Genomic DNA, 26,540 nt, shown 5'->3' on the forward strand with positions numbered 1-26,540 from the left:
CGAAAGGTGGCGGAATGAATGGAGACGAAAACGATACATTTGCAAGATGTAAAAGTTGATGGAGAAATTGTCATACCCGGGGATAAATCAATTTCTCACCGCGCGATTATGCTCGGTTCAATCGTAACGGGAAAGACGACAGCGGAAAACTTTTTGACTGGAGAAGACTGTTTAAATACCGCTCAAATTTTCCGAGAGCTCGGAGTAAAGATAGAGATTGCGGGGACGGATGTCATCATTGAAAGTGAAGGCATTCAAAAATGGCAGTCGCCTAAAGTTCCGCTCGATTGTGGAAATTCAGGGACGACTGCGCGTTTATTGCTCGGGATTTTAGCGGGCTCACCTATCACTGCGACAATTATAGGTGACCAATATTTATCGAAACGACCAATGGACCGAGTCGTTTTACCATTGCATAATATGGGAGCCCACATTATGTCTGAGCGAGAAGAGCTCGTTTTACCTCTCACCGTTCAAGGAAGAGCATTACGCCCGATAGAATATACGCCACCAGTTGCGAGTGCTCAGGTGAAATCAGCCATTTTATTTGCCGGTTTGCAAGCATCAGGAACGACCGTTGTGCATGAATTGTCGAAAACGCGCGACCATACAGAACGCATGCTGGAGCAGTTCAACTTTCAAATTGAAGAGCGAGATTTAACTGTTTCGATAAAAGGGGGGCAACGTGGTGAAGCAACACATGTTGTTGTACCAGGGGATATTTCATCAGCTGCCTTTTTCATCGTTGCAGCATTAATTGCAAAAGCAGGGACAATGACATTGAAAAAAGTAGGGCTTAATGAAACGCGCACAGGCATTTTAGACGTCGTAGAAGCGATGGGAGGAAGGGTAGAAATCATCAATCGTTCTACTTCTGTCGGAGAGCCTTACGGAGATCTCATCATCACCGCATCTCAATTAATGGGCACAACGATTGAAGATGAAGCGCTCATGCCGAGATTGATTGATGAATTACCGATTATCGCATTACTTGCGACTCAAGCATCTGGTAAGACAATTATTCGCAACGCTTCTGAACTCCGTGTGAAAGAAACGGACCGTATTACAGCGGTCGCTTCACAATTGAACGCACTCGGTGCGAACATTGAAGAGTTAGAAGATGGCATGATTATTCATGGTCCGACGTCGCTTCGAGGTGGCGTCATCGATTCTTATGGAGATCATCGCATCGGAATGATGGGCGCGATTGCCGCACTCGTTGCCGATGGGCCGATTGAAGTGAAAGATACAGCGTGTATTGCGATTTCTTATCCGCAATTTTTCAAACATCTTGATAAAGTTACCCAATCTTCGTTACAATGAGAGGATGAAAGTGGGTGACGCATAAATGATAGAACAATGGTTGATTGACGGCGAATTTGAAAAAGTTGATCAATGGTTAGAAGAGAAAGAGCAACAAGGGCGTTTCGATGAATTATACGAGGCGTCTGAGGCGCTCATCCAATATGGATTTTTTGAGCGGGCAGCGTCTATTTTCCAAGCGATGCGTGCTCATTTTCCGCATGAAGCACAATTATTTGTCGATGAGGCGTCGATGCGCTTTGAATTGGGTGAAGATGAAGTCGCGCTCGAATTGTTAGAGCATGTCTCAGAAGCCGATGAAGAATATGTACAAGCTTTATTAACTTTGGCAGATTACTATGAATCGAACGGCATGTTGGAATTAGCGCTTCAAAAAATGGAAACAGCATATGAATTACTTCCTCATGAACCGATTGTTCAATACGGATATGCAGAACTGTTAAGCCAATTGGGCAAATATCGTGAAGCGATTCGTCTTTATGAAAAGTTACTTCATTCGAAAGAGAGTGACTTTGATGAGGCGACTTTACTTAGCCGCATAGCGATGACATTGAGTGAAGGAGCGGCGTACGAAGAAGCGCTTCCTTATTTCGAACGTTTGTTAGCAGTAGAAGAGTTGCCAGCAACCCAATTTGCGTTTGCGCATGCTTTATTTCAAACGGAACAGTACGAACGAGCGATTTCCCCGTTACAGCGAACAATTGAACTTGATCCTGATTACTACGCGGCGTATACATTGCTCGGACAAACATATGCGCAACTTGAACGAAATAAAGAGGCATATGAAGTATTCGAGCGCGGGCTAACGCGTGATCGTTTTGAAAAAGGGCTTTATTTAGCAGCAGGAAAAATGGCGATTAAACTCGGAAATCGCGATGGAGCCATCAAACATTTTGAAGAAGTACTCGCGCTTGACCCTGAACATTTAGAGGCGCGTTTAAATCTCGCTTCACTCTACGAATACGAAGGGCGTCATGAGTCGATTGTTGAGCTCTTATCCACTTTTGAAAATAACACACCGCTTCTCGATTTTTATTTAGCCAATGCTTATGCAGCGTTAGAGTATTATGAGGAAGCTGGAAATATATACGCTTCAATCGCAAAAGATTTAGAAACGGATGTCGATTATTTACATCGTTACGCCTCTTTCTTAGTGGAAGAAGGTAGAACACATGAAGCGATTCCTTTCGCTCAAAAATTGTTAACATTAACCGAAGATCCAACGTGGTCAGACTTTTTAGAAAGGATGGCTTTAGAAGATGATATCGACCGTTACGAATGATGCGAAACGTCAATTTATCACTCAGTTTTTAAAAAGTTATCCAAATCAACCGAAAGAAGTCATCTGGTTTTTAAATTATTTACTTTCTCCACTTGGCCATTTGGAGCGTATCCATTTTACATTGGATGAGACAGGATATGCTCATACAGCAATTATTGAAGTCGAATCGACAATCGCTCCTTTTCTCTATCGTAAAAATAAACTTGTTACAGCAGAAGTGGAAAGAGCTTTTCATAACTTGCGACTATTGGAAGATGCGCCTCTTTATATCGAGTGCCGATTCCCAGAACGCGAATGGGATTTAGCGTATGCGGCTGTGTATGAAGAGGAGTATGGATTAAAAAGTAAAGAAGAACAAAATTATAATCGAACGATTTCCGAAGAAATGTTACGCTCTTTGGAGAAACAACAAAATGAACAGCGCTTATTACGATTGATTGACGAAAGTTTAGATCAAAATAATCCTGAACGTTTTATGATGTTACAAAAACAATACACTCGTTTAAAAGGAGACGATTAATATGAATTGGAACGCGCAAGAAGTCGATGTATACATTCAACAAAAAGAGTATATTGACACACTCGTCATTCCACTCGTGAAAATTGAAACAGAGGCTGAAAAAATGAAGGCGAGCGCTTCAAGCTCAGATTTCTTAATGTATTTAGCGAAGTTTTTAGAAGCGCAATTTAAAGGGCGCATGATGTTTACCCCTCCTGTCGCATATACGCCAAGTTTTGATGCAGCGCAAATTGTTGAAACGATCGCGTCAGATTTTGAATCGTCATCTTTTAAACACACGTTTTTCATGACGACAGACCCATCTTTAGCTACTTTGCAGTTAGGAGCAGGTCAAGTGATTTGGTTGCCGTCAATTCCAATCGAGAGTATGGATCCAAATTTAAAGCAGAAAATTATGGAAGATCAATTGCAACAAGTACTGCCCATCTTCACTGAAAAGTGGACGAAATAAAGTGAGTAACGAAATGAAAACAAAAATGTTCCATTCTTGTAACAAAAAAGAGAATGAATATGTCCAAAATTTGAAATTTGTTCACAGAAAGAAAAAACGATTTTAAAGTGTGATTGAATTTCATGAAAGATTGATATATCATAGATATGTCCTAGTATTACAATTAGAGAAAATATGTCCGTTGGACTGATTCAAGTAAGAGGAGGGAAATTGATGAGCAGTAAAGTGTCAAGACGCCAATTTTTAAGCTATACGCTTATGGGTACGGGCGGATTTATGGCTTCTGCAATGTTAATGCCGATGGTTCGTTTCGCAATCGATCCAGTATTGCAACCTTCAGCAGATGGAGAGTTAATTCCGACATCGCAAAAAGCGGATGCTTTAACAGAAGAGCCTGTTAAAGTCGACTTTGTCATCAAAGATCGAAAAGACGCTTGGTACGTATCAGACGTTGCTGATTCAGCTTGGGTTTACAAACAAGGTGATGAAATTATCGCTTTGCATCCTACATGTAAACACTTAGGTTGTACAGTAAACTGGGAAGGGGACGACAAGAATCCAAACCGATTCTTCTGTCCTTGTCACGATGGACTTTATGAGAAAAATGGTCAAAACGTAGCGGGAACGCCACCACTTGGTCCACTTGATCAATATGAAGTTGAAGTCGTAGACGGTTTCGTATACTTAGGAAAAGTAGTAGAAAATCAATTAGTATAATTTAAGTTAGGGGGTACGACCGCAGTGCTAAACAAAATTTATGATTGGGTTGATGAACGGTTAGATATCACACCAATTTGGCGTGACATTGCTGACCACGAAGTACCTGAGCACGTAAACCCTGCACATCATTTTTCTGCATTTATTTATTGTTTCGGAGGATTAACGTTTTTCGTTACGGTAATTCAGATCTTATCAGGTATGTTCTTAACGATGTACTATACACCAGATATCGAGAACGCTTGGAAATCTGTTTACTACCTTCAAAATGAAGTTGCATTCGGTGAAATTGTGCGCGGTATGCACCACTGGGGAGCGTCACTTGTTATCGTGATGATGTTCCTACATACATTACGTGTATTCTTTACAGGTTCATACAAGAAACCACGTGAGCTTAACTGGATCGTCGGAGTATTAATCTTCGTAACGATGCTCGGTTTAGGTTTCACAGGTTATTTACTCCCATGGGATATGAAAGCTCTCTTCGCTACGAAAGTAGGGATTGAGATTGCAGGTTCGGTTCCATTTATCGGAGATCAAATTAAAATTCTCCTCGCTGGAGATGATGTAATTTTAGGTGCTCAAACATTGACACGTTTCTTCGCGATTCATGTATTCTTCTTACCAGCTGCTTTGCTTGGATTACTCGCAGCTCACTTTATCATGATCAGAAGACAAGGTATTTCAGGTCCTCTATAGGATTTACTTGAAGTATAATTTTACAAACGCATCAAAAAAATTCTGACATTATTTATAAGGAGGGGACAACATGCAACGCGGAAAAGGTATGAAATTCGTTGGAGATTCTCGTATTAAAGCAGAAGGCCGTATGGTCAACATGCCGAAAGATTACTCGGAATATCCAGGAAAAACGGAAGCGTTCTGGCCAAACTTCTTACTTAAAGAATGGATGGTTGGAGCTGTATTCCTCATCGGTTATTTAATCCTTACAGTTGCACATCCGTCACCACTTGAGCGTCAAGCGGACCCGACGGATACAGCATATATCCCTGTTCCAGACTGGTATTTCTTATTTATGTATCAATTGCTTAAATATGAATTTGCTTCAGGTCCATGGAACGTAGTAGGGGCTATCATCATGCCAGGACTTGCGATTGGAGCACTCATGCTCGTACCATTTATGGATACGACAAAAGAGCGTCGTCCATCAAAACGTCCATTACCAACGGCATTTATGTTACTCGCATTCGCTTCAATCTTCTATTTAACATGGGAGTCAGTTGTTAACCACGACTGGGAAGCGGCAGCACGTCAAGGAGCAATCGTTGAAGAAGTTGAATTCGACGAAAACTCTGAAGGTTACCAAATTTACGCTGGTGCGTCATGTATCGGCTGTCACGGTGACTCATTCCAAGGTGGTTTAGGAGATCCGCTCGTCAATAACGGTCTTACAGTTGACGAGATTAAAGATATCGTCATTAACGGACGTGGTGACATGTCACCTGGATTATTCGATGGTTCAGACGAAGAACTTGAAGTTTTAGCTGAATTTATCGAAAGCTTAAATCAATAATTTCAAAAAGATGCTAGGGTTCTAGCATCTTTTTTTGTTTAAGGAGAACGAATGATGACAGTTATTCAATGGATTCGCCTCGTTTTATTTTCACGTCCTTTTCTACATGTCTTATTGTATATAAATTTATTTGGAACAATTTATGGATACATTTGGTATATGCCGCAATTGGAAAAGACGGAACCTCTTTTCTGGTTATTCGTCCCAGATAGTCCGACTGCCAGTTTATTTTTTACGATTGCGATTCTTGGATGGATTTTGCGCAAGCCTTTTAAATTAATGGAAGCGCTCGCAGTGGTCACTTTGTTTAAGTACGGTGTGTGGGCAGTCGTGATGAACTTGCTCACGTATTGGGAGACGGGTTATTTACATTGGACTGGTTGGATGCTTGTTGCTTCACACGGCGCGATGGCGATTCAAGCCCTCCTTTATGCACGCAACTATTCATACGGCATCACTCATATCATTATTGCAGCGATTTGGACATTGCATAATGATGTGATTGATTATGTTTTCGGCCAAATGCCTGTTTATTACGACATTATGAAATATAGTTCGCAAATTGGTTATTTCACATTTTGGTTATCCATTGTATCGATTGCGATTGCCTTCATCATTTGGCATAAAAATGGCGAGCATAAAACAGCTGAAAAAGTTGCGAATTCAACGGTCACAAGATAAAATAATAATATAGAAGAATAGGAGGTACACGCCTTATGTTTTGGATTTACTTTATCGCCATATTAGCGTTGCCGATTTATGCTCAAATGAAAGTGAAATCAACGTACAATAAATATTCAAAAGTACGTTCAACTTCAGGTATGACCGGAGCGCAAGTGGCAAGACGAATTTTAGATGAAAACGGATTGTACAATGTGAAAGTTGTGCGACATGAAGGTTTTTTATCAGACCATTACAATCCGATGACGAAAGTGGTTGCACTTTCACCACAAAACTACGATGAACCATCTGTCGCAGGTACTGCAGTAGCGGCACACGAAGTAGGACATGCGATTCAAGATGCGGAAGCATATAAGTTTTTAGTATTCCGTCATAAAATGGTGCCAGCTGTTAATTTAACGAGCAATGCATCATGGATTTTCATTATGATGGGATTATTCTTCTCAAGCATGAATTCTTTACTATGGGTAGGAATTGTTATGATGAGTATCGGAGTAATTTTCCAGCTCATCACCTTACCGGTGGAGTTCGACGCTTCGAATCGAGCGATGGATCAAGTCGTTCAGCTTGGTATTATCGGGCAAGAAGAAGAGCCCCATGCGAAAAAAGTGTTAAGTGCAGCGGCAATGACATATGTTGCAGCAGCAGCAGTTGCTGTATTAGAACTAGCTCGTCTCGTTTTAATCGCAACAAATCGAGACTAACAATTGGGAGTCCGTCCGAAATGGGCGGACTTTTTTTCTAAGGAGGAATGACTGTGACACGGACGATGGAAGAAATGCAAGATGCCGTAGATGTTTATATTTCACAATTTGAAGAAGGGTATTTTCCACCGATGGAATTACTTGCGCGTTTGCAAGAAGAGCTCGGTGAATTAGCTCGCGAAATTCAACATATGTATGGCACAAAAAAGAAAAAAGATACCGAGGCGATTCGCTCATTAGAAGAAGAAATCGGTGACTTATTATTCGTTATTATTTGTTTAGCCAATCGCGAACAAATTAATTTAGATATGGCGCTAGGACGCGTCATGAATAAATTTGCAACACGCGATGCGGACCGTTGGACGAAAAAGGGGGATGTCAAATGATTAAAGTAGTGATTGCAGGAATTCGGGGAAGAATGGGAAAGACAGCATTTGAAGCCATTCAAGCGACAGAAGGAATGGAAGTAGTCGCAGCATATGATTACAAACATGAAGGCAAACAATTTGATGGAGCAGATGTTGTAGAAACAGGAGGTATACCATTCTATTCGTCGATGGATCAACTCGTACAAGAAACGACACCGGATGTCTTTTTTGATGTGACTCGACCGAATGTTGTGTTTGAAAATGTGATGGAAGCGCTAAAACATCAATTACATATCGTCGTAGGGACGAGTGGTTTAACGGAAGCGTCACTCGATCAAATTCGAGCACAAGCCGAACAATATAATAAAAATGTCATCATCGCACCGAACTTCTCAATTGGCGCGGTATTGATGATGAAGTTTTCACAAATGGCTGCGAAGTTTATGCCAGATATTGAAATTATCGAAATGCACCACAATCAAAAAGTCGATGCACCAAGCGGAACGGCAACGAAGACCGCGCAGTTAATTCAAGAAGTGCGTGAACCACATACACAAGGGGCTCTTGGCGAAGTGGAAGATTTAAAAGGAGCGCGCGGTGCAGATATCGAAGGAATGAAAATCCATAGTGTCCGCCTGCACGGTTTGCTTGCGCATCAGCAAGTGTTATTCGGTAGCGCGGGCGAATTGTTGACGATTCGTCATGACTCATTCGACCGAGAGAGTTTCAAGCAAGGCATCGTACTATCGGTCGAACGCGTATTAGAGGTAGATCAATTCGTTTACGGGTTGGAGCAAATTTTGTTACAAGATTAAACTGAGGTGAAGTGAGATGAAACGATTGAACGTAGGAGTGATTTGTTATCCTACTGTAGGAGGTTCAGGCGTAGTCGCGACTGAATTAGGAAAGAAAATGGCGAGTCGCGGACATACGATGCACTTCATCGCATCCGAACAACCATTTCGATTAACGGAGTTGACGGAGCAATTGCAATTTCACCCAGTGAAAATTGAAGATTATGCAGTATTTCAATATCCTCCTTACGATATTGCATTAGCGAATAAAATATCACAAGTAATCGTACAGGAGAAGCTAGATTTATTACATGTGCATTATGCGATGCCCCACGCAATTGCCGCAGCGCTCGGTCGTGATATGGCAAAAAGTGATATCCCAATCATTACGACATTGCACGGAACAGATGTGACAATTTTAGGTGCGAAAGAGAGCTTAAAAGATACTGTTCGCTACGGAATTGAACGTTCTACGATCACGACGGCTGTATCGGATGGTTTAAAAGAAGAGACATATGAGCTCATTCAGCCAGATGCTTCAATTGAAACGATTTATAATTTTATCGACGAGTCTATCTACTATGTCAATCGTAAAAGACGTCCGAATATCCGTAAGGAATTTAATATTCCCCCCGAGCAACCTGTCTACATTCATATTTCTAATTTTCGTGAAGTGAAGCGAATTGATTATATTGTAGATAGTTTCGCATGTATTTTAAAACAGAAGAACGCCCATTTATTACTCGTCGGTGATGGACCAGAACGAAAAGCGATGGAGCATTATGTGGAAAAATTACAAATTACTTCTTCAGTAACATTTACAGGAAAGCGGCAAGATACGAATGATTTATTAAATGCGTCTGATGTTATGTTGCATTTATCAAACAAAGAAGCGTTCGGGCTCGTTATTTTAGAGGCGTTTGCTTGTGGCTTACCCGTCGTTGCGACGAATATTGGAGGGATTCCGGAAGTTGTCATGGATGGAAAAAATGGCTACCTCGTTGAACTCGATGAACCGGAACGAGTCGCTCAATATGCTTTACAGTTATTAGAGCCTACTCAATATGAGCAATTTTCACAAGAAGCTTTGGACACAGCACGGACGAAATTTAACTGTGAACATATTGTCGATCAATACGAAGCGTTGTATGAGAAGGTGACAAAGCATGTTTAAATGGGAGACAGAAGGTAGCCGTTTTGTCATGGAACGATTGCTTGAAGCTGGACATGAAGCGGTATACGTTGGTGGGGCTGTACGTGACATTGCGCTTGGCTTGACACCGAAAGATATCGATATCGCTACGGCTGCTACACCGGAAGAGATTGAGGCTTTATTTCGTCGTACAATCGATGTCGGTAAAGAACATGGGACAATCATCGTGTTAGTGGGAGAAGAACAGTTAGAAGTGACGACATACCGTTCTGAATCGACGTATTCAGATTATCGTCGCCCAGATAAAGTCACCTTTGTACGTTCTTTACATGAAGATTTGAAGCGTCGTGATTTTACGATGAATGCGATGGCAATCAATCATGAAGGGCGATGGATCGATCCATTTAATGGGTTGTTTCATATTGAAAAGCGAACGATTCAGGCAGTCGGACAGGCAGATGAACGTTTTGAAGAAGATGCTTTGCGCATCATTCGAGCTGTCCGCTTCGTCAGTACATTAGGCTTTACGATTGAAAGTGAGACGCAACGAGCGATGAAAAAGCATGCATCGCTCCTTTCTCATCTCGCCGTAGAGCGTATTAAACAAGAGTTCGATAAAATGTTTCGAGGGGATTATCTCGTTCAGGCGCTTCGGATTTTATATGAGACAGGTTTGCATCATTATTTACCTGAAACAAAAGAAGAGATTACTTTAGAGTCATTTGAATACGTCGAACAACCGATTGAAGGTTGGGTTCTTTGGGCGCAATGTCATCAGTTAGCAAGCACAGAATTAGCACGTGCCTATAAACTTTCCAAAAAAGAACGGGAAGCGATTGCTCGCTATTTAACATTGTTACAAGAGCAAGAATGGACTCCGTGGATTGTTTACTGTTATTCATTGGATGAATTGTTATTCGTTCGCCGTGTAAATGCACGTTGTGAAACTGAAAGTGAATTGCGACAAATGAAAGAGCGATTGCCTATCCAATCGAAACGTGATCTTGCTTTTGATGGAAGAGATGTGAAGCAATATTATCCTAATTGTCGCGGTAAAAATATTGGACAACTTCTTGAAGAGATTGAACGAGCTGTCGTTTTACAAAAAGTCTCCAATGACACGGAAGAAATTATAGAGTGGGTGAATGAACATGTCTACGAAAGACTATGTATTAAATAAACTGCTAGGCGCAAACGGTAAAGCGATTTCTGGTCAAGATATTGCTGATGAATTAGAAGTGAGTCGCACGGCCATTTGGAAATGTGTCAAAGAACTCGAGGAAGAAGGATATTCCATCGAGTCAATCCGCAAAAAAGGATATGTTTTACATGATAGCCCTGATGTTTTACACGAAGCGCATATTACCCCGTATTTAAAAACGGAACAATACGGCCGAAATTTAATTATTTTAGATGAGGTCGAGTCGACACAAAAAATTGCTCATGATGAGGCGCAACAAGAAGTTCCGAATGGCACGCTCGTCATCGCAGATAGTCAAACAGGAGGGCGCGGTCGCTTAGCGCGCACGTGGTACTCTGCACATGGAAAAGGGATTTGGATGAGTTTGATCGCGCGCCCTCATTTATCAATTGAACAAGCTCCTCAACTTACCTTAGTGACGGCTGTAGCGATCATTCAGACATTAAAAGAAGTAACTGGATTAGAAGCACAAATTAAATGGCCGAACGATATTTTATTAAATGGCAAAAAAATCACAGGTATTTTAACGGAATTGCAAGCGGATCCGGATCGCATTCAAGCGGTCATCATCGGAATCGGGATGAACGTCAATCAGCAAATCACTGATTTCGAAGACGAAATTACATCGATTGCGACTTCTTTACGTATTGAATCAGGTAATAAATGGGAGCGCACAGAAATTATTGGTGAACTCATGAACCAACTAGAAAAATATGTTCATATGTATGAAGCACATGGCTTTTCTCCGATTAAAATGCTATGGGAAAGCTATTCTGTCACAATCGGAAAGCAGTTAACTGCGCGTATGGTGAACGAAACATTGCGTGGGGAAGCGGTGGGTATTAGCGAAAATGGCTTATTGCAATTGAAGCTTCGAGATGGTTCAATTCGCTCGATTTATTCTGCAGATATTGAATTTGATTAAAAGCATTGACGTAAGGTCATATAGGTGGTAATATCTTTATGTTACTGTTTGTAGCACCCGTGCTACAACCGCACTTCATTAGGTTTGAAGAAGTGTCGAAAGAACACCTAATAAGGCGAGTCTGAGTATAAGAGGAGGTGCAATTATGTACGCAATCATTGAAACTGGTGGAAAACAAGTTAAAGTAGAACAAGGTCAAGAAGTTTACATCGAGAAATTAAACGGTGAAGCTGATGAAACGATCACGTTTGACAAAGTATTATTCGTAGGTGGAGACAATGTTAAAGTTGGTGCTCCATACGTAGAAGGTGCTTCTGTTACAGCGAAAATCGTAAAACAAGGCCGCGCTAAAAAACTTACGGTTTACAAATATAAGCCGAAGAAAAACTACAGCCGTAAACAAGGTCACCGTCAACCATATACAAAAGTAGTTATCGAAGGAATTAACGCATAATGATTTCTGTAATCATTGAGCGTGATGAATTTGATCGCATTACATCTTTTGAAATGAGTGGACATGCCGATTATGCTGAACATGGGAAAGACTTAGTTTGTGCAGGAGCTTCAGCTGTATCGTTCGGTGCAGTCAATGCGGTTTATGCGTTAACGAAAGTCGAACCAATTATCGAACAAGGTCGCGAGGGCGGATACCTTAAAGTATCATTTCCGAAGACTGCTGAAGATGAGCGTGTTCAGACAATCATCGAAGCGATGATTATCGCTTTGCAAACCATTGAAACAGATTATCACGAACATATAAAAATATCTCAAAGTAGGTAGGAGGTGGCACGAATGTTACGTTTAGATCTTCAGTTCTTCGCATCTAAAAAAGGAGTCGGTTCTACTAAGAACGGTCGTGACTCAGAATCAAAACGTCTTGGCGCAAAACGCGCGGATGGACAATTCGTAACAGGTGGTTCAATTTTATACCGTCAACGCGGTACTAAAATTCATCCAGGTGAAAACGTTGGCCGTGGTGGCGACGATACACTTTTCGCTAAAGTAGACGGAGTCGTTCGTTTCGAACGTCTTGGTCGCGACAAGAAAAAAGTTAGCGTTTATCCTGTAGCACAGGAAGCGTAATGAAAGAGCTGCACATCGCAGCTCTTTTTTTCTCGACAAAAATAGGTCATGTAGTGGTATACTATTGATTAGTAAATACATCCGTCTATTTGTGACGGACAGAAGGAGGCGAACGCAATGTTTGTCGATCACGTTACCGTATTCGTTAAAGGTGGAGATGGTGGAGATGGAATGGTGGCATTCCGTCGAGAGAAGTACGTCCCATATGGAGGACCAGCAGGAGGCGACGGTGGCTTAGGAGCGAATGTCGTTTTCGAAGTGGACGAGGGGTTACGTACCTTGATGGATTTCCGTTATCAAAGACATTTTAAAGCGCCCCGTGGAGAACATGGAGGCAGTAAAAATAAACATGGAAGAGCCGGAGAAGATATGATCATCCCGGTACCTCCGGGAACAGTCGTTAAAAATGCAGAGACAGGCACAGTCATCGCGGACCTCGTGGAACATGGACAACGTGCTATTATTGCAAAAGGGGGGCGCGGAGGACGTGGGAATAGTCGTTTTGCAACCTCACAAAATACAGCACCTGAACTTTCTGAAAAAGGGGAACCGGGAGAAGAATTAAATGTAACACTTGAATTAAAAGTGTTAGCAGACGTCGGTCTAGTTGGATTTCCAAGCGTAGGGAAATCCACATTGCTGTCCGTCGTATCACGTGCGAAACCGAAAATTGCGGATTATCACTTTACGACACTCGTACCGAACTTAGGTTTAGTTGAAACAGAAGACCATCGTAACTTCGTCATGGCAGATTTACCTGGTTTAATTGAAGGAGCGCATGAAGGAGTCGGCTTAGGGCATCAGTTTTTGCGCCACATTGAGCGGACACGTGTCATCGTGCATGTCATCGATATGTCAGGTTTAGAAGGTCGTGATCCATATGAAGATTACAACACGATTAATGCGGAATTAGAAGCGTACAATTTACGCTTGTTGGAACGTCCGCAAATTATCGTCGCGAATAAAATGGATATGCCTGATTCGGAAGAAAATTTAGCGAAATTTAAACAAAAGCTCGATGATGAAACGATTCGTATCGTTCCACTATCAGCATTGACCCGAACAGGTGTGAATGAATTACTCTTTGCAATTGCTGATTTACTTGAAGTGACAGAAGAATTCCCACTTTATGAAATCGGACAAGATGAAGAAAATGAATCGGTTCTTTATCGCTATGAAGGCGATGTGGAAGACTTCGTAATCAGTCGTGATGATGATGGCGCTTATGTTTTATCAGGCTATACGATTGAGCGCATGTTCAAAATGACCGATTTCAACTTCGATCAATCGGTGCGTAAATTCGCGCGTCAAATGCGCGCACTCGGTGTAGATGATGCATTGCGAGAACGCGGAGCCGAAGATGGAGATATCGTTCGTATTTTAGATTTTGAATTTGAATTTATTGAATGATCAATCGACATTCAGAAAGGGGAAGTCGATGAAGCTTACAGGGGAAGGTCAATATTATTTAATTCATGAGACAGTACTGACGGAATCGATGCAAAAAGTGCTCCAAGTGAAGCAATTGCTTGCCAGTGGTGAAGTGACGACGGTGCAAGAAGCGACACAACTTGTCGGTTTGTCTCGGAGTGCTTATTATAAATATCGCGATACCGTGTTCCCGTTCGAGTCGATTGCGAGAGAACGAGTCATTACGATTTTCATTCAATTAGAAGATCAAAAAGGCTCGTTAGCGACAATTTTGCGAACGGTATCGGAAGCGAAATGTAATGTGCTTACGATTCACCAAACGATACCTGTGCAAGGGAGAGCGAATGTCACCTTATCACTCGACGTGACTGAAGTTCAACCATCACTCGAGCAGTTTATTAGACAGTTAAAGTCGGCACCATTTATCGATTCGGTACATTTAATTAGTTCAGGCGCATTGTAAGGAAAAGGGGGAATTTCATTGACTACGTACGTTCCGAGCGTTGCTTACTTAGGTCCAGAAGCATCGTTCTCACACGTTGCCGCAAGTCGCTTTTTCGGAAAAGAAGGGCTCGTCCCACATCCGACGATTCCGGATTGCATTGAAGCGGTGGCGAAAGGGCAAGTCGCTTATGCGATCGTCCCTTTAGAAAATGCTTTAGAAGGTTCTGTGCCTTTAACGATTGACTATTTATTTCACGGTAGTGATTTATTTATGACAGCGGAAGTGAAGTTGCCAATCGAGCAACATTTACTCGTACATCCTCAAAATGCGGAACGAGTAAAAGAAATCGATTCGATCCAATCACATCCACATGCGTTAGCACAGTGTCATAAATATTTTCAATATCATTATCGAGGAGTTCCACTCATTCAAAAAACGTCGACTGCGGAAGCAGCCCGTTATGTATCGGAACATCCTGAAGAAAATATTGCCGCAGTTGCGAACTTACTTGCTGCAAAAACGTATGATTTACACATGGCGGAAGAAAGAATTCATGATTTTCATTTCAACCATACCCGCTTTGTCGTTCTTTCATTACGTAAAGAGAAGTTCGAAAAAATCGGTCGCAGTCCTGAGCCGAAGACGACATTAATGATTCGTTTACCAGAAGATGATGAATCGGGGAAACTTCATCAAATTTTAAGCGTGTTCGCTTGGCGACGACTCAATTTGAGTAAAATTGAATCGCGCCCGTTGAAAACTGGACTCGGCAATTATTTTTTCATCGTGGACGTGATGGAAGATGAAATGAACCCGATGATGCAAGGAGCATTTGAAGAATTAGCAGCCCTCGATTGTACAATTCAATCGTTCGGCACTTACTACGTATATGATTATTCATAATCAATCAAGGAGGAAATAAGAATGGCAGGACATTCAAAGTGGAATAACATTAAGGCGCGTAAAGGCGCACAAGATGCGAAACGAGGAAAGATCTTCCAAAAGATGTCGCGTGAAATTTACGTGGCGGCAAAAGCAGGAGGCGCAGACCCGACGACGAATGCGACACTCCGCCTTGCCATTGAAAAAGCAAAAGGTGCCAACACACCGAATGATGTTATTAATCGCGCAATTGACAAAGCGACAGGTGCAAACTCAGACGAGCATTACGACGAGATTGTATATGAAGGCTATGGCCCGAATGGTGTCGCGATTTTAGTGTACACATTGACAGAAAATCGTAATCGTACCGCTACGAACGTACGAGTTGCATTTAATAAAAATCACGGTAGCTTAGGAGAAACAGGTTCTGTCAGCTACATGTTCAACCGTAAAGGACGCATTATGATTGAGCGTACGGACGATATGGATGAAGATACAGTGATGATGACAGCGCTCGAAGCAGGCGCAGAAGATATCGAATCATCCGAAGATGGTTTTGAAATTGTGACAGAGCCTGGTGATTTAATTGCTGTGAAAGAAGCATTAGAAGCAGAAGGTTTTGAATTCGCTTCATCTGAAGTGGAAATGATTCCGAACTTATACGTTGAATTAAGCGGTGAGCCAGCCGAGCAATTCCAACAATTAATTGACGCACTCGAAGATGATGACGATGTTCAAGATGTCTTCCATAATGCGGAAGTTAACGAATAAGACACAATTTCACGAATGACTTAAACGGATGCATATCCGATGAAATAATGGAATAGAACACTTTCTTTTATTATTTTATTCAATAATAAGAAAGTGTTCTATTATTTTTACATACAAAAGTTTGAAAATTTTGAAATTTATTGGTATAGTGATACATAAGAAGAGAGGCGGTGAAAAATATGGCGAAAGACAAAAAAGCAAAAAAAGAAGAACTCGAAAAAGTAGTGAAAGCGAAAAAAGAGGACAAGAAAAAAGATAAAAAGCAAGACAAAAAGAAAGATAAGAAAAAAGACGCAAAAAAAGAAACGAAAAAAGCTGACAAAAAAGATAAGAAAAAAGAAACGAAGAAAGATAAGAAAAAAGGGAAGAAAAACAAAAAGAAATAATACATACTGTTGACTACCTTTTTAAAGTAGACGAAGTCGAATGGACTCCGTCTACTTTTTTGTTTTTTTCTAAGAGAAAATATGTTCTTATGCTATAATAGAACGGATAATGAAGGAGCAGGTGAAAGTTCGTGTACGATTATATAAAAGGAAAAATTACAGAAGTTCATCCAGAATATGTCACATTAGAATGTCGAGATATCGGCTACAAATTACAAACGCCGAATCCATTTGCGTTTCATGTAGACGAAGAAATGATTAAAGTGTATACACATTTACATGTACGAGATGATGTTCATAGTTTGATCGGTTTCCAATCGATTCGTCAACGTCAATTATTTGAAAAGCTCATCACCGTATCTGGAATCGGACCTAAAGGTGCTTTAGCGATTTTAGCGAATGGTATTCCACAACAAGTTGCAGAGGCGATTGAGCGAGAAGATGAGAAGTTTCTCGTTCAATTCCCAGGAGTCGGCAAGAAAACAGCCCGCCAAATGATTTTAGATTTAAAAGGAAAGCTTGATCATTTATTTGGAGATTTATTTGAGCCGAATGAGGCGCCATCACTCGCTTCGAATGATGCGTTAGAAGAAGCGATGCTCGCATTGCAGGCACTTGGGTATTCAGAACGAGAATTGAAAAGGATTGAAACGACTTTGCAACAACAAGAAATGACGACGGAAGCGTATATGAAAGAAGCATTACGTCTTTTAGTGAAACAATCGTAAAGAGAGGAGCGTCTTCATGGAAGAACGTATGATGTCAACGGAGGAATTGCCAGCAGAACAGTTGCTTGAACAATCGATTCGTCCTCAACTGTTAGACGATTATGTCGGACAAGAAAAAGTGAAGACGAGCTTGCGAGTGTTTGTCGAAGCGGCGATGCAGCGACAAGAAAGCTTGGATCACGTTTTGCTCTATGGTCCACCAGGGCTCGGTAAGACGACGATGGCTGCGGTCATTGCAAATGAGATGAATGTCAATATGAAAACGACGAGTGGCCCTGCAATCGAGCGTCCAGGAGACCTTGCAGCGGTCGTTTCTTCATTGGAACCAGGTGACGTTTTGTTCATCGACGAAATTCATCGTTTGCATCGCTCCGTAGAAGAAGTATTATACCCAGCGATGGAAGATTTTTGTTTAGATATTATGATTGGGAAAGGTCCGACAGCACGTTCGGTACGTTTAGATTTGCCACCTTTCACGCTCATTGGTGCGACGACGCGAGCGGGGCAACTGTCCGCGCCACTCCGCGATCGTTTCGGTGTTCCTTTGCGACTTGAATATTATGATATTGAAGCGTTGCAACAAATTGTAGAGCGTAGCGCAAAATTATTCGACGTGCCAATCGAGCGAAATGCTGCCTATGAAGTAGCGAGACGTTCAAGGGGGACACCTCGTATTGCGAATCGACTGTTGCGTCGTGTACGAGATTTCGCAGAGGTACGTGGAGATGGAACGATTACGTTTACGATTGCGAAAGAAGCATTGGAGTTATTGCAAGTGGATTCTTACGGTTTAGATGATATCGACCATCGTTTACTTCGTCATATGGTAAAACATTTCGGTGGTGGTCCTGTCGGATTAGATACACTCGCTGCGACAATTGGAGAAGAAGCAATTACGATTGAAGATGTGTACGAACCATACTTACTTCAAATCGGATTTTTGCAAAGGACTCCGCGTGGAAGGGTCGTTACGATGACGGCTTATGACCATTTAGGAATGCCATATCCAGAAAAATAAAGAATAGGTGGATTTTATTATGAACGTCAAAGATTTTGATTTTGAATTACCAGAAGAGCTCATCGCTCAAACTCCTCTTAAAGACCGCACGGCGAGTCGTCTGATGGTTGTCGATCGCGACAATGGAGAATTAACGCATACGACATTTGAAACGGTGTTGGACGAATTACAAAGCGGCGATGTGCTCGTTCTTAACAATACGAAAGTGCTCCCTGCCCGTTTATTCGGAACGAAAGATACCGGTGCACATATTGAGATTTTATTGTTGAAAGAAGTAGGCGACGATACGTGGGAAACACTCGTCAAACCAGCGAAGCGTGTAAAAGTAGGAGCGGTTGTTGAGTTCGGAGACGGTCGTTTAAAAGCGACGTGCACGCACATTACAGAAGAAGGTGCAAGACATTTTAAAATGTCGTACGATGGTATTTTTTACGAGATTTTAGACGAGCTCGGAGAAATGCCACTCCCACCGTATATTACAGAAAAATTAGATGAACAAGATCGTTATCAAACCGTGTTTGCAAAAGAGCGCGGTTCGGCAGCTGCGCCAACAGCTGGTCTGCATTTTACAGATGAATTGTTAGCGAAAATTGAAGCGAAAGGTGTTCATATCGCGTTTGTCACATTGCATGTCGGGCTCGGAACATTTCGTCCAGTGAGCGTTGACTCAATCGACGACCATGTCATGCATTCCGAATATTATGTCGTGACGGAAGAAGCAGCCAAAACGATTGAAACAGCACGTAAAGCAGGTGGTCGTGTCATTGCGGTCGGTACGACGAGTTGCCGAACGTTGGAGACAGTTGCGAGTATTCATGACGGTCAAATTGTCGCGAGCAGTGGATGGACGGATATTTTCATTTATCCAGGATATACATTCCGTGCCATTGATGGACTTATTACGAATTTCCATTTGCCTCAATCGACGTTGCTCATGCTCGTTTCTGCTTTAACGACACGCGATATGATGATGCACGCTTATGAAGAAGCTGTGCGTGAAAAATACCGTTTCTTCAGTTTTGGAGATGCGATGATGATTCGAAAGAAAAAGGAGTTAAATTAAATGGTTATTCGTTACGAACATATTAAAACATGTAAACAAACAGGAGCGCGTCTTGGCATCGTCCATACACCACACGGCTCTTTTGAAACACCAGTATTCATGCCGGTCGGTACCCAAGCGACAGTGAAGGCGATGTCACCTGAGGAGATGAAAGACATCGGAGCAGGAATAATTTTAAGCAACACGTATCATTTATGGTTGCGTCCAGGTACCGAAGTGATTGAACAAGCAGGTGGCCTGCATAAGTTCATGAACTGGGATCGCCCAATTTTAACAGATTCAGGCGGCTTCCAAGTGTTCAGTTTAAGCAAATTGCGCGATATTAAAGAAGAAGGGGTTCATTTCCGTCACCATTTAAACGGCAGTAAACTATTTTTAAGCCCGGAGAAAGCGATGCAAATTCAAAACGTACTCGGTTCGGATATTATGATGGCCTTTGATGAGTGTCCGCCATATCCTGCTACGCACGACTATATGAAAAAGTCAGTCGAGCGTACGAGTCGCTGGGCAGAGCGTTGCTTAGAAGCGCATGAACGAAAAGATGCGCAAGCTTTATTCGGAATTGTACAAGGTGGAGAGTATGAAGATCTTCGCGTGCAAAGTGCGAAAGACTTAGTATCGCTGGACTTCCCGGGATATGCGATTGGCGGTCTTTCTGTCGGAGAGCCGAAAGAAGTGATGAATCGAGCACTAGAATTCACCGTCCCTCATTTACCAGCGGATAAACCACGTTATTTAATGGGGGTTGGCACACCGGATTCTTTAATTGATGGAGCGATTCGAGGCATCGATATGTTCGACTGTGTATTGCCGACGCGTATCGCCCGTAACGGTACATTGATGACGAGTAAAGGTCGCCTCGTCGTGCGCAATGCGAAATTTAAAAATGACTTCCGTCCGTTAGATGAAAATTGTGATTGCTATGCATGCCAAAACTATTCACGTGCATATATTCATCACCTCATTAAAACAGAAGAAATTTTCGGATTGCGTTTAACGAGCTACCATAATTTATACTTCTTAGTGAACTTAATGGAGAATGTTCGTCAGGCAATTCGCGAAGATCGTCTCGGTGACTTCAGAGAAGAATTTTTTGAACAATACGGGTATAATGAACCGAATGCAAAAAACTTTTAAAAAAAGCAGTAGAAACTCTGCAAAATTTATGAACTTCCGTTAAAATAGGTATGTGAAGAAAATAGAATGTTTGCACATTCTATAAGCTAGCAGTTAGAGGAGGGGAATAACTTGGGTGGTGAATTAGGAAGCACACTCATTATGCTCGTACTAATGTTTGCATTAGTATATTTCATGATGATTCGTCCACAGCAAAAACGGATGAAACAAATGAAAGCGATGCATGATAGTTTACAACGCGGGGATGAAATCGTTACAGTCGGTGGCATTCACGGTACGATTGATGCTTTAGAAGATACAGTCGTTCATGTGAGAGTTGCTCACGACGTCGTGATGAAATTTGAACGTCAAGCGATTGGATCGGTAGTAAACAAAAACGTTTAATGGAAAGTCGGCCCGTTAACTGTCGTAAGTTACAGCCGACTTTTTTCAACATGAGGAGGGTGAACGATGAAACATAAAAAATTATTTAAACGTTTAAAACCCGCACTTACGAGCAAAGTTGAAGAATTACAATTAAATAATTACGATGCGGTGCCGGAAGAACAGTTATGGGATTTTTGTTTAAAGCATGTGTGGAAACAAGCCGATATTTCAAATGATCACACACATCAACTCGTTGCAGACATACTTGGCGTGACCCCTGCTCAATTTATGACATACACGCAAGTAGATCACCAACAAGAAGAGCTCGATTGGTTTTCAGAATTGAATCAAGAGGAACTTCAATTGCTTCTCAAAAAAGAAGATGACGAATAGTTGACATGTCACGAGGACTGTTTCATAATTGTGACATTGTGCAACGTTTGCAATACATATTGTTCGTAAGATGTAGGGAGGAAACAATGAATGAAAAGTAGAGGTCGCCTCGTCGCCTTTTTACTACTAATTGTCTTATTTGCTACGACGATCAGTGGAACTTCAAAAAGTATATTAAAAGACGTAAAACTAGGACTTGACTTACAAGGTGGATTCGAAGTTTTATACGAAGTTCAACCTTTAAAAGAAGGTCAAGTCATCGATGAAAAAGTAGTGAGTGATACGGCAGATGCGTTAAATAGCCGTGTCAACGTGTTAGGGGTTAGTGAACCGAACATTCAGATTGAATCGAATAACCGAATTCGTGTTCAATTAGCAGGTGTCGAAAACCAACAACAAGCACGTGATTTATTGTCAACGCAAGCGAATTTAACATTCCGCGATGCGAACGATAATTTGATGTTAGACGGTGATGATTTAAAGGCCGGTGGAGCGAAACCGAGCTTCAACCAATTTAACGAACCAATCGTCACATTAGAGCTGAAAGATGCGAGCAAATTCGGTCAAATTACGACTGAAATTTCACGTATGCCAGCGCCAAGTAACGTCCTTGTCATTTGGTTAGACTTTGAAGAAGGAGTAGACTCTTTTTATAGTGAGTTGGCGAAAGAAGAACCGAAATTTATTTCGGCACCATCGGTAAAAGAGCCAATCCATTCGTCAGCAGTTGAAATTTCAGGAAGCTTCACGCCAGCAGAAACGAAACAACTTGCTGGTATTTTAAACGCAGGGGCACTCCCTGTTCAATTGGAAGAAGTGTACTCGACATCAGTCGGAGCGCAATTTGGTGAACAGGCGCTCGATAAGACAATTACAGCAGGTATTGTCGGGGTTAGCTTAATCTTTCTATTCATGCTTCTTTACTACCGCTTACCAGGTTTAATTGCGGTCATTACATTATCGATTTATATTTATTTAATTTTAGTAGCATTCACTGCAATCAATGGTGTATTGACATTGCCAGGTATCGCTGCTTTAATGCTCGGAGTCGGTATGGCTGTCGATGCGAACATTTTAACGTATGAACGAGTGCGGGAAGAAATACGTGTCGGAAAATCGATTCGTTCAGCCTTCCAATCAGGAGCGAAAAGTTCATTCACAGCAATTCTTGATGCGAACATTACGACATTGTTAGCAGCGGTCGTGTTATTCCAATTCGGTACGAGCTCAGTGAAAGGTTTCGCGACGATGTTAATCATCAGTATTATCGTCAGCTTCTTGACAGCTGTTTGGGGTTCACGTCTATTCTTAGGTTTACTCGTAAATAGCGGGATTTTAGATCGTAAACCAGGACTATTCGGTGTTCCGCAATCAAAAGTTCATAGCATTGAAGAAGGAATTGATACACTCGATTTAACGACGAAATTCGATCGTTTTGATTTCGTTCATGCTCGCAAACGTTTTTATACGTTATCGGCTATTTTATTAACAGCAGGTATCATTATGCTCGCTGTCTTTAAATTAAATTTAGGTATTGACTTCTCAAGTGGTACACGTGTCGAAGTGATGTCGAAAGAACCGATTAATGTTGAACAATTTGAAAAAGATTTAGAAGTTGTTGGTCATGACGTGAAAGATATTGTCGTATCTGGTGATAAAAAAGAAATCGGAGTCGCTCGTTTCAATGAAGAATTTTCTCAAGATGAAGTGAATAAATTCAAGAGCGAGCTCGCTGAAATTTACGGCTCAGAACCGAACGTTTCAACTGTATCCTCACAAGTTGGTAAAGAATTGGCGAAAAACGCAATGTACGCGCTCCTATTCGCGGCAATTGGAATTATCATTTATGTCGCATTCCGATTTGAATGGCAAATGGGTGTTGCTTCCGTCATCGGATTATTGCATGACGCATTCTTTATGATTGCTGTGTTTAGTATCGTTCGAATGGAAGTAGACATTACCTTTATCGCAGCAGTGTTAACGATTGTCGGGTATTCCATTAACGATACAATCGTGACATTTGACCGGATACGTGAAAATATGACACGTTCAGGTAAAGTGAAAACAGAAGATGAGTTGGCAACGATTGTCAATAAATCGTTACGTCAAACATTAGGGCGTTCTGTGAACACGATTTTAACGGTTATTTTCGTAGTCGTCGCATTAATTGCGCTTGGTGCGGATTCAATTCGTCCATTCTCTGTGGCATTGTTAATTGGTTTACTTGCTGGAACGTATTCTTCAATCTTCATCTCCGCTCAAATTTGGTTTGACTTGAAGAAGAAGCAGTTGAAAGAAAAAGGTCCAATTGACATCGAAAAAGAAAAGAAAAAATGGGGTTCAGACGAGCCTGTCGTTTAACAATAAGGAAGGGTAGGTGATTGAAAAAATTGCCTACCTTTCCTCGATATGAAGGAGGGACTTCAAATGAAAACACAATGGATGTTAATTGTTAGCTTACTGTTGGCGATTGTCGTAGCGATTTTTTCAATCGTGAATATTCGCCCAGTCATCGTCAATTTTGTTTTTACAACAGCAGAAATGCCACTCGTTCTCGTTATTTTAGCGAGTGTTTTAATCGGAGCATTCATCAGTGGATCGTTTGCGCTCTTCCGTCGTATGCAATATAGACAAGAAATAAAACATCTCCAAACGATTATTGAAGAAAAAGAAGAATTGTTACGTCAAGAACAATTGCGCATTATACCGCAACAAGATGTCGTCGTTCGCGATATTACGAACGAAGCGAATGAAGTAACGGTCATCGACGAACAATAAGTGGAGGATAAGTACATGACTATGCACAGTCTCGCATAGCGGGTACTTATCCTTTTTCGTTTTGAATGCAAATTCGGTATACTTAGAGGAAGAGATGGAGTGATAACAATGATTCAATCAAAAAGTAAATGGCAAATGACAAGCGTAGATGAAACGCTTATTCAATCATTTTGTGAGGCTTTACATATTCCGCCTTTACTCGCCAAAATATTAGTAGCACGAGATATTCAAACAGTTGAAGAAGCGAAGCAATTTATCGAAATGGACAGTTCTGTTTTGCATGATCCATTTTTAATGTATCAAATGGATATCGCTGTAGAGACAATTCAGTTTGCAATCGATAGTCAAGTACCGATTTTAATTTATGGGGATTATGATGCGGACGGCGTGACGAGTACGACTGTTTTACTTCGTGCTTTACGCTCTTTAGGAGCCCTTGTCGACTATGCGATTCCGAATCGCTTTAAGCATGGATATGGACCGAATGCTGAGCTGTTTGAAGAGAAAATAGCAGAAGGCTTTGAGTTAATCATTACAGTAGATAATGGTATTTCAGGCCATGAAGCAATCGCTCATGCCCAACAGTTAGGAGCGACGGTCATCGTGACGGATCACCATGAAATCGGAGAGACTTTGCCACCTGCAGATTGCATTATCCACCCGCGTCATCCTGAAGGCAATTATCCGTTTCCGGAGTTAGCTGGAGTAGGAGTAGCTTTTAAGTTGGCGACTGCATTGCTTGGACAAGTGGATGAAACGCTTTTACCTTATGTGGCAATCGGAACTGTTGCAGATCTTGTTCCTCTGCTAGATGAAAATCGTTACATCGTAAAACATGGTCTCGCTTTATTGCAAAAGAGTGATGATGTTGGTCTGCGTGCGCTTGCAGAAGTAAGTAAGAGCCATTTGCATGAGGCGGATGAAGAGACGGTAGGGTTTTCCTATGGTCCGCGTTTGAACGCTCCAGGACGCTTACAAGATGCCACTCTTGCTGTCGAAATGCTCAACGCTGAAACTGAGACAGAAGCGAGTTCATACGCTTTACAGTTAAATGAGATGAATGTCGAGCGACAACAGATGGTTCAGACAATTACGGAAGAAGCAGAGCAGATGATGCAAGCTTATCATGAGGTTCCTGAAGTGATTGTATTAGCGAAAGAAGGATGGAATCCAGGTGTCGTCGGCATCGTTGCTTCTCGTATGACTGATAAGTTTTACCGTCCTACCATCATTCTCGGAATCGATTCTGAAAGGGGTGAAGCGAAGGGGTCAGCACGTAGTATTGAAGGTTATCATCTGTACGAAGCGCTTAAAAAAAGTGAGCCACTTGTAGAAAAATATGGCGGTCATGCGATGGCAGCAGGCTTGACCATTCCAATCGAGCGAATCGAATCACTGCGTAAAAGATTGATTGAAATTGCGCATGAAACATTGACACCAGAGGATTATATTCCGAAATTGACGATTGATGTTCAGACGACGATTGATGAAATTGACTTAGATGTTTTAGATGACATGCAAAAGCTTCGTCCATTCGGAATTGGATTTCCGAAACCAACCTATGCACTTGAAAATGTGAAAGTGCTCGAAGTGAGAAAAATCGGTTCTGCTCTCAATCATTTAAAAATGAAAGTAGGAACGACGACAGATGCGCTAGACTGCATCGGCTTCCAATTTGGTGATAGAGCGGATGAATTAACGGTAGGCACAACCGTTGCACTGGCAGGAGATATTCAAATTAATGAGTGGAACGGCAGGCGCAATCCGCAATTTATGATGGAAGATTTGCAATCGAAAGATGTTCAAGTTTTCGACATGCGCGGTATTGACCAACTGCAACAATGGTTGCCAAAAGTACCTTCAGACGCGACGTATGTTTTATTCCAAAAACAACACGCTGAACGTTTTGCAAAACATATCCCGCTCACGATGGCAAACGATTTAACGGGTGATGAAAAAGTGCTCGTCTTTCTCGATTTGCCAGACCATATGGAACAGTTACTTGCGATTATTACGCAACATGAACCACACCGTTTATATTGTCATTTCTATGTTACGCAAACATTTTATATGGAGCGTATCCCAACGCGAGAAATGTTCGGGTGGTTGTTCCAAGCGATTAAACAGCGAGGACATCTCGATTTTGTGAAAGAGTGGGAGTGGATTGCGAAGCAAAAAGGTTGGAAAAAAGACACGATTGTCTTTATGTTAAAAGTGTTTTTAGACTTAAAATTTGTTACACTAGAAGGTAGTGTATTCACGATCGCGCCGAATGTAGAAAAACGAAATTTAGAAGAGGCTCCGACTTATCAACAAAGAGAGCGTCAAATCTCACTTGAGCGTGATTTATTATACAGTTCATACAATCAATTAAAACAAACATTGCTTCAGTAGGAGGAAGAAGGA

General features: G+C 41.6%; 31 protein-coding genes and 1 other annotated feature. All 31 genes read left to right on the plus strand.

Annotation, left to right across the window (positions count from 1 at the left end):
* Window positions 1-18 precede the first annotated feature (18 nt).
* The 31 genes from aroA to recJ all read left to right on the plus strand — a co-directional run bounded on the left by aroA (window position 19) and on the right by recJ (window position 26,528).
* Window positions 19-1,323: a 3-phosphoshikimate 1-carboxyvinyltransferase gene (gene aroA, locus IRY55_RS01810; protein ID WP_194561545.1), complete on the plus strand. Its 1,305-nt coding sequence runs from the start codon at window positions 19-21 to the stop codon at window positions 1,321-1,323.
* A gap of 25 nt (window positions 1,324-1,348) precedes the next feature.
* Complete coding sequence (locus IRY55_RS01815; RefSeq protein ID WP_194561546.1) at window positions 1,349-2,605, plus strand: tetratricopeptide repeat protein; 1,257 nt, start codon at window positions 1,349-1,351, stop codon at window positions 2,603-2,605.
* A complete protein-coding gene (locus IRY55_RS01820) occupies window positions 2,583-3,125 on the plus strand; it encodes a YpiB family protein (protein WP_194562360.1) in 543 nt (180 codons plus the stop codon). Before IRY55_RS01815 ends, IRY55_RS01820 begins: the two co-directional genes overlap by 23 nt.
* A gap of 1 nt (window position 3,126) precedes the next feature.
* The gene (locus IRY55_RS01825) at window positions 3,127-3,576 is read left to right on the plus strand and encodes a DUF2487 family protein (protein ID WP_194561547.1); all 450 of its coding nucleotides are present in this window, start codon (window positions 3,127-3,129) and stop codon (window positions 3,574-3,576) included.
* Between the two features lie 210 nt (window positions 3,577-3,786).
* The gene (locus IRY55_RS01830) at window positions 3,787-4,293 is read left to right on the plus strand and encodes a ubiquinol-cytochrome c reductase iron-sulfur subunit (RefSeq protein WP_328799601.1); all 507 of its coding nucleotides are present in this window, start codon (window positions 3,787-3,789) and stop codon (window positions 4,291-4,293) included.
* 24 nt (window positions 4,294-4,317) lie between these two features.
* Window positions 4,318-4,992 (plus strand): menaquinol-cytochrome c reductase cytochrome b subunit, encoded by a 675-nt coding sequence (qcrB, locus tag IRY55_RS01835; protein WP_194561549.1) that lies wholly within the window; start codon window positions 4,318-4,320, stop codon window positions 4,990-4,992.
* Between the two features lie 70 nt (window positions 4,993-5,062).
* Window positions 5,063-5,827 carry a menaquinol-cytochrome c reductase cytochrome b/c subunit gene (locus IRY55_RS01840; protein WP_194561550.1) on the plus strand — a complete coding sequence of 255 codons (765 nt, stop codon included), beginning with the start codon at window positions 5,063-5,065 and terminating at the stop codon, window positions 5,825-5,827.
* Window positions 5,828-5,878: 51 nt separating this feature from the next.
* The gene (gene lhaT / locus IRY55_RS01845; protein WP_194561551.1) at window positions 5,879-6,508 is read left to right on the plus strand and encodes a lipoprotein heptaprenylglyceryl N-acetyltransferase LhaT; all 630 of its coding nucleotides are present in this window, start codon (window positions 5,879-5,881) and stop codon (window positions 6,506-6,508) included.
* Between the two features lie 35 nt (window positions 6,509-6,543).
* Complete coding sequence (locus IRY55_RS01850) at window positions 6,544-7,212, plus strand: zinc metallopeptidase (protein ID WP_194561552.1); 669 nt, start codon at window positions 6,544-6,546, stop codon at window positions 7,210-7,212.
* Window positions 7,213-7,259: 47 nt separating this feature from the next.
* Window positions 7,260-7,598: a nucleotide pyrophosphohydrolase gene (locus tag IRY55_RS01855; protein WP_194561553.1), complete on the plus strand. Its 339-nt coding sequence runs from the start codon at window positions 7,260-7,262 to the stop codon at window positions 7,596-7,598.
* Window positions 7,595-8,395 (plus strand): 4-hydroxy-tetrahydrodipicolinate reductase, encoded by an 801-nt coding sequence (gene dapB, locus IRY55_RS01860; protein WP_194561554.1) that lies wholly within the window; start codon window positions 7,595-7,597, stop codon window positions 8,393-8,395. Before IRY55_RS01855 ends, dapB begins: the two co-directional genes overlap by 4 nt.
* A gap of 16 nt (window positions 8,396-8,411) precedes the next feature.
* Entirely contained in the window at window positions 8,412-9,548 is a 1,137-nt protein-coding gene (gene bshA / locus IRY55_RS01865) for an N-acetyl-alpha-D-glucosaminyl L-malate synthase BshA (RefSeq protein ID WP_194561555.1), read from the plus strand.
* Entirely contained in the window at window positions 9,541-10,707 is a 1,167-nt protein-coding gene (locus IRY55_RS01870; RefSeq protein WP_194561556.1) for a CCA tRNA nucleotidyltransferase, read from the plus strand. Before bshA ends, IRY55_RS01870 begins: the two co-directional genes overlap by 8 nt.
* Window positions 10,679-11,653 (plus strand): biotin--[acetyl-CoA-carboxylase] ligase, encoded by a 975-nt coding sequence (locus IRY55_RS01875; protein ID WP_408015113.1) that lies wholly within the window; start codon window positions 10,679-10,681, stop codon window positions 11,651-11,653. Before IRY55_RS01870 ends, IRY55_RS01875 begins: the two co-directional genes overlap by 29 nt.
* A gap of 56 nt (window positions 11,654-11,709) precedes the next feature.
* Window positions 11,710-11,786 (plus strand) — a sequence feature (ribosomal protein L21 leader region).
* A gap of 12 nt (window positions 11,787-11,798) precedes the next feature.
* Complete coding sequence (rplU, locus tag IRY55_RS01880) at window positions 11,799-12,107, plus strand: 50S ribosomal protein L21 (RefSeq protein ID WP_194561558.1); 309 nt, start codon at window positions 11,799-11,801, stop codon at window positions 12,105-12,107.
* Window positions 12,107-12,433 (plus strand): ribosomal-processing cysteine protease Prp, encoded by a 327-nt coding sequence (locus IRY55_RS01885; protein ID WP_194561559.1) that lies wholly within the window; start codon window positions 12,107-12,109, stop codon window positions 12,431-12,433. Before rplU ends, IRY55_RS01885 begins: the two co-directional genes overlap by 1 nt.
* Before the next feature lie 12 nt (window positions 12,434-12,445).
* Window positions 12,446-12,736 (plus strand): 50S ribosomal protein L27, encoded by a 291-nt coding sequence (rpmA, locus tag IRY55_RS01890; RefSeq protein WP_194561560.1) that lies wholly within the window; start codon window positions 12,446-12,448, stop codon window positions 12,734-12,736.
* A gap of 117 nt (window positions 12,737-12,853) precedes the next feature.
* Window positions 12,854-14,146: a GTPase ObgE gene (gene obgE, locus IRY55_RS01895; protein WP_194561561.1), complete on the plus strand. Its 1,293-nt coding sequence runs from the start codon at window positions 12,854-12,856 to the stop codon at window positions 14,144-14,146.
* A gap of 28 nt (window positions 14,147-14,174) precedes the next feature.
* Window positions 14,175-14,630: an ACT domain-containing protein gene (locus IRY55_RS01900; RefSeq protein ID WP_194561562.1), complete on the plus strand. Its 456-nt coding sequence runs from the start codon at window positions 14,175-14,177 to the stop codon at window positions 14,628-14,630.
* Window positions 14,631-14,648: 18 nt separating this feature from the next.
* Complete coding sequence (gene pheA / locus IRY55_RS01905; RefSeq protein WP_213086634.1) at window positions 14,649-15,515, plus strand: prephenate dehydratase; 867 nt, start codon at window positions 14,649-14,651, stop codon at window positions 15,513-15,515.
* A gap of 21 nt (window positions 15,516-15,536) precedes the next feature.
* A complete protein-coding gene (locus tag IRY55_RS01910) occupies window positions 15,537-16,265 on the plus strand; it encodes a YebC/PmpR family DNA-binding transcriptional regulator (RefSeq protein WP_194561563.1) in 729 nt (242 codons plus the stop codon).
* Between the two features lie 179 nt (window positions 16,266-16,444).
* Window positions 16,445-16,651 carry a hypothetical protein gene (locus IRY55_RS01915; RefSeq protein WP_194561564.1) on the plus strand — a complete coding sequence of 69 codons (207 nt, stop codon included), beginning with the start codon at window positions 16,445-16,447 and terminating at the stop codon, window positions 16,649-16,651.
* A gap of 131 nt (window positions 16,652-16,782) precedes the next feature.
* Entirely contained in the window at window positions 16,783-17,379 is a 597-nt protein-coding gene (gene ruvA / locus IRY55_RS01920; protein ID WP_194561565.1) for a Holliday junction branch migration protein RuvA, read from the plus strand.
* A gap of 16 nt (window positions 17,380-17,395) precedes the next feature.
* Window positions 17,396-18,397 carry a Holliday junction branch migration DNA helicase RuvB gene (gene ruvB / locus IRY55_RS01925; RefSeq protein WP_194561566.1) on the plus strand — a complete coding sequence of 334 codons (1,002 nt, stop codon included), beginning with the start codon at window positions 17,396-17,398 and terminating at the stop codon, window positions 18,395-18,397.
* 19 nt (window positions 18,398-18,416) lie between these two features.
* Entirely contained in the window at window positions 18,417-19,460 is a 1,044-nt protein-coding gene (gene queA, locus IRY55_RS01930) for a tRNA preQ1(34) S-adenosylmethionine ribosyltransferase-isomerase QueA (protein WP_194561567.1), read from the plus strand.
* Entirely contained in the window at window positions 19,461-20,597 is a 1,137-nt protein-coding gene (gene tgt / locus IRY55_RS01935) for a tRNA guanosine(34) transglycosylase Tgt (protein WP_194561568.1), read from the plus strand.
* A gap of 111 nt (window positions 20,598-20,708) precedes the next feature.
* Window positions 20,709-20,981, plus strand: a complete 273-nt coding sequence (gene yajC / locus IRY55_RS01940; protein WP_235960997.1) for a preprotein translocase subunit YajC — start codon at window positions 20,709-20,711, stop codon at window positions 20,979-20,981.
* A gap of 66 nt (window positions 20,982-21,047) precedes the next feature.
* Window positions 21,048-21,356, plus strand: coding sequence for a post-transcriptional regulator (locus IRY55_RS01945; RefSeq protein WP_194561569.1), 309 nt, complete (start codon window positions 21,048-21,050; stop codon window positions 21,354-21,356).
* Window positions 21,357-21,446: 90 nt separating this feature from the next.
* Window positions 21,447-23,717, plus strand: a complete 2,271-nt coding sequence (gene secDF, locus IRY55_RS01950; RefSeq protein WP_194561570.1) for a protein translocase subunit SecDF — start codon at window positions 21,447-21,449, stop codon at window positions 23,715-23,717.
* 66 nt (window positions 23,718-23,783) lie between these two features.
* On the plus strand, window positions 23,784-24,134 hold the full coding sequence (locus tag IRY55_RS01955) for a LapA family protein (RefSeq protein ID WP_194561571.1): 351 nt from the start codon (window positions 23,784-23,786) through the stop codon (window positions 24,132-24,134).
* A 108-nt stretch (window positions 24,135-24,242) separates the two neighbouring features.
* Window positions 24,243-26,528, plus strand: a complete 2,286-nt coding sequence (gene recJ / locus IRY55_RS01960) for a single-stranded-DNA-specific exonuclease RecJ (protein ID WP_194561572.1) — start codon at window positions 24,243-24,245, stop codon at window positions 26,526-26,528.
* The last annotated feature ends 12 nt before the right edge of the window (window positions 26,529-26,540 follow it).

Origin of the sequence: Savagea serpentis, assembly GCF_015351395.1 — a bacterium.
Lineage (GTDB): Bacteria > Bacillota > Bacilli > Bacillales_A > Planococcaceae > Savagea > Savagea serpentis.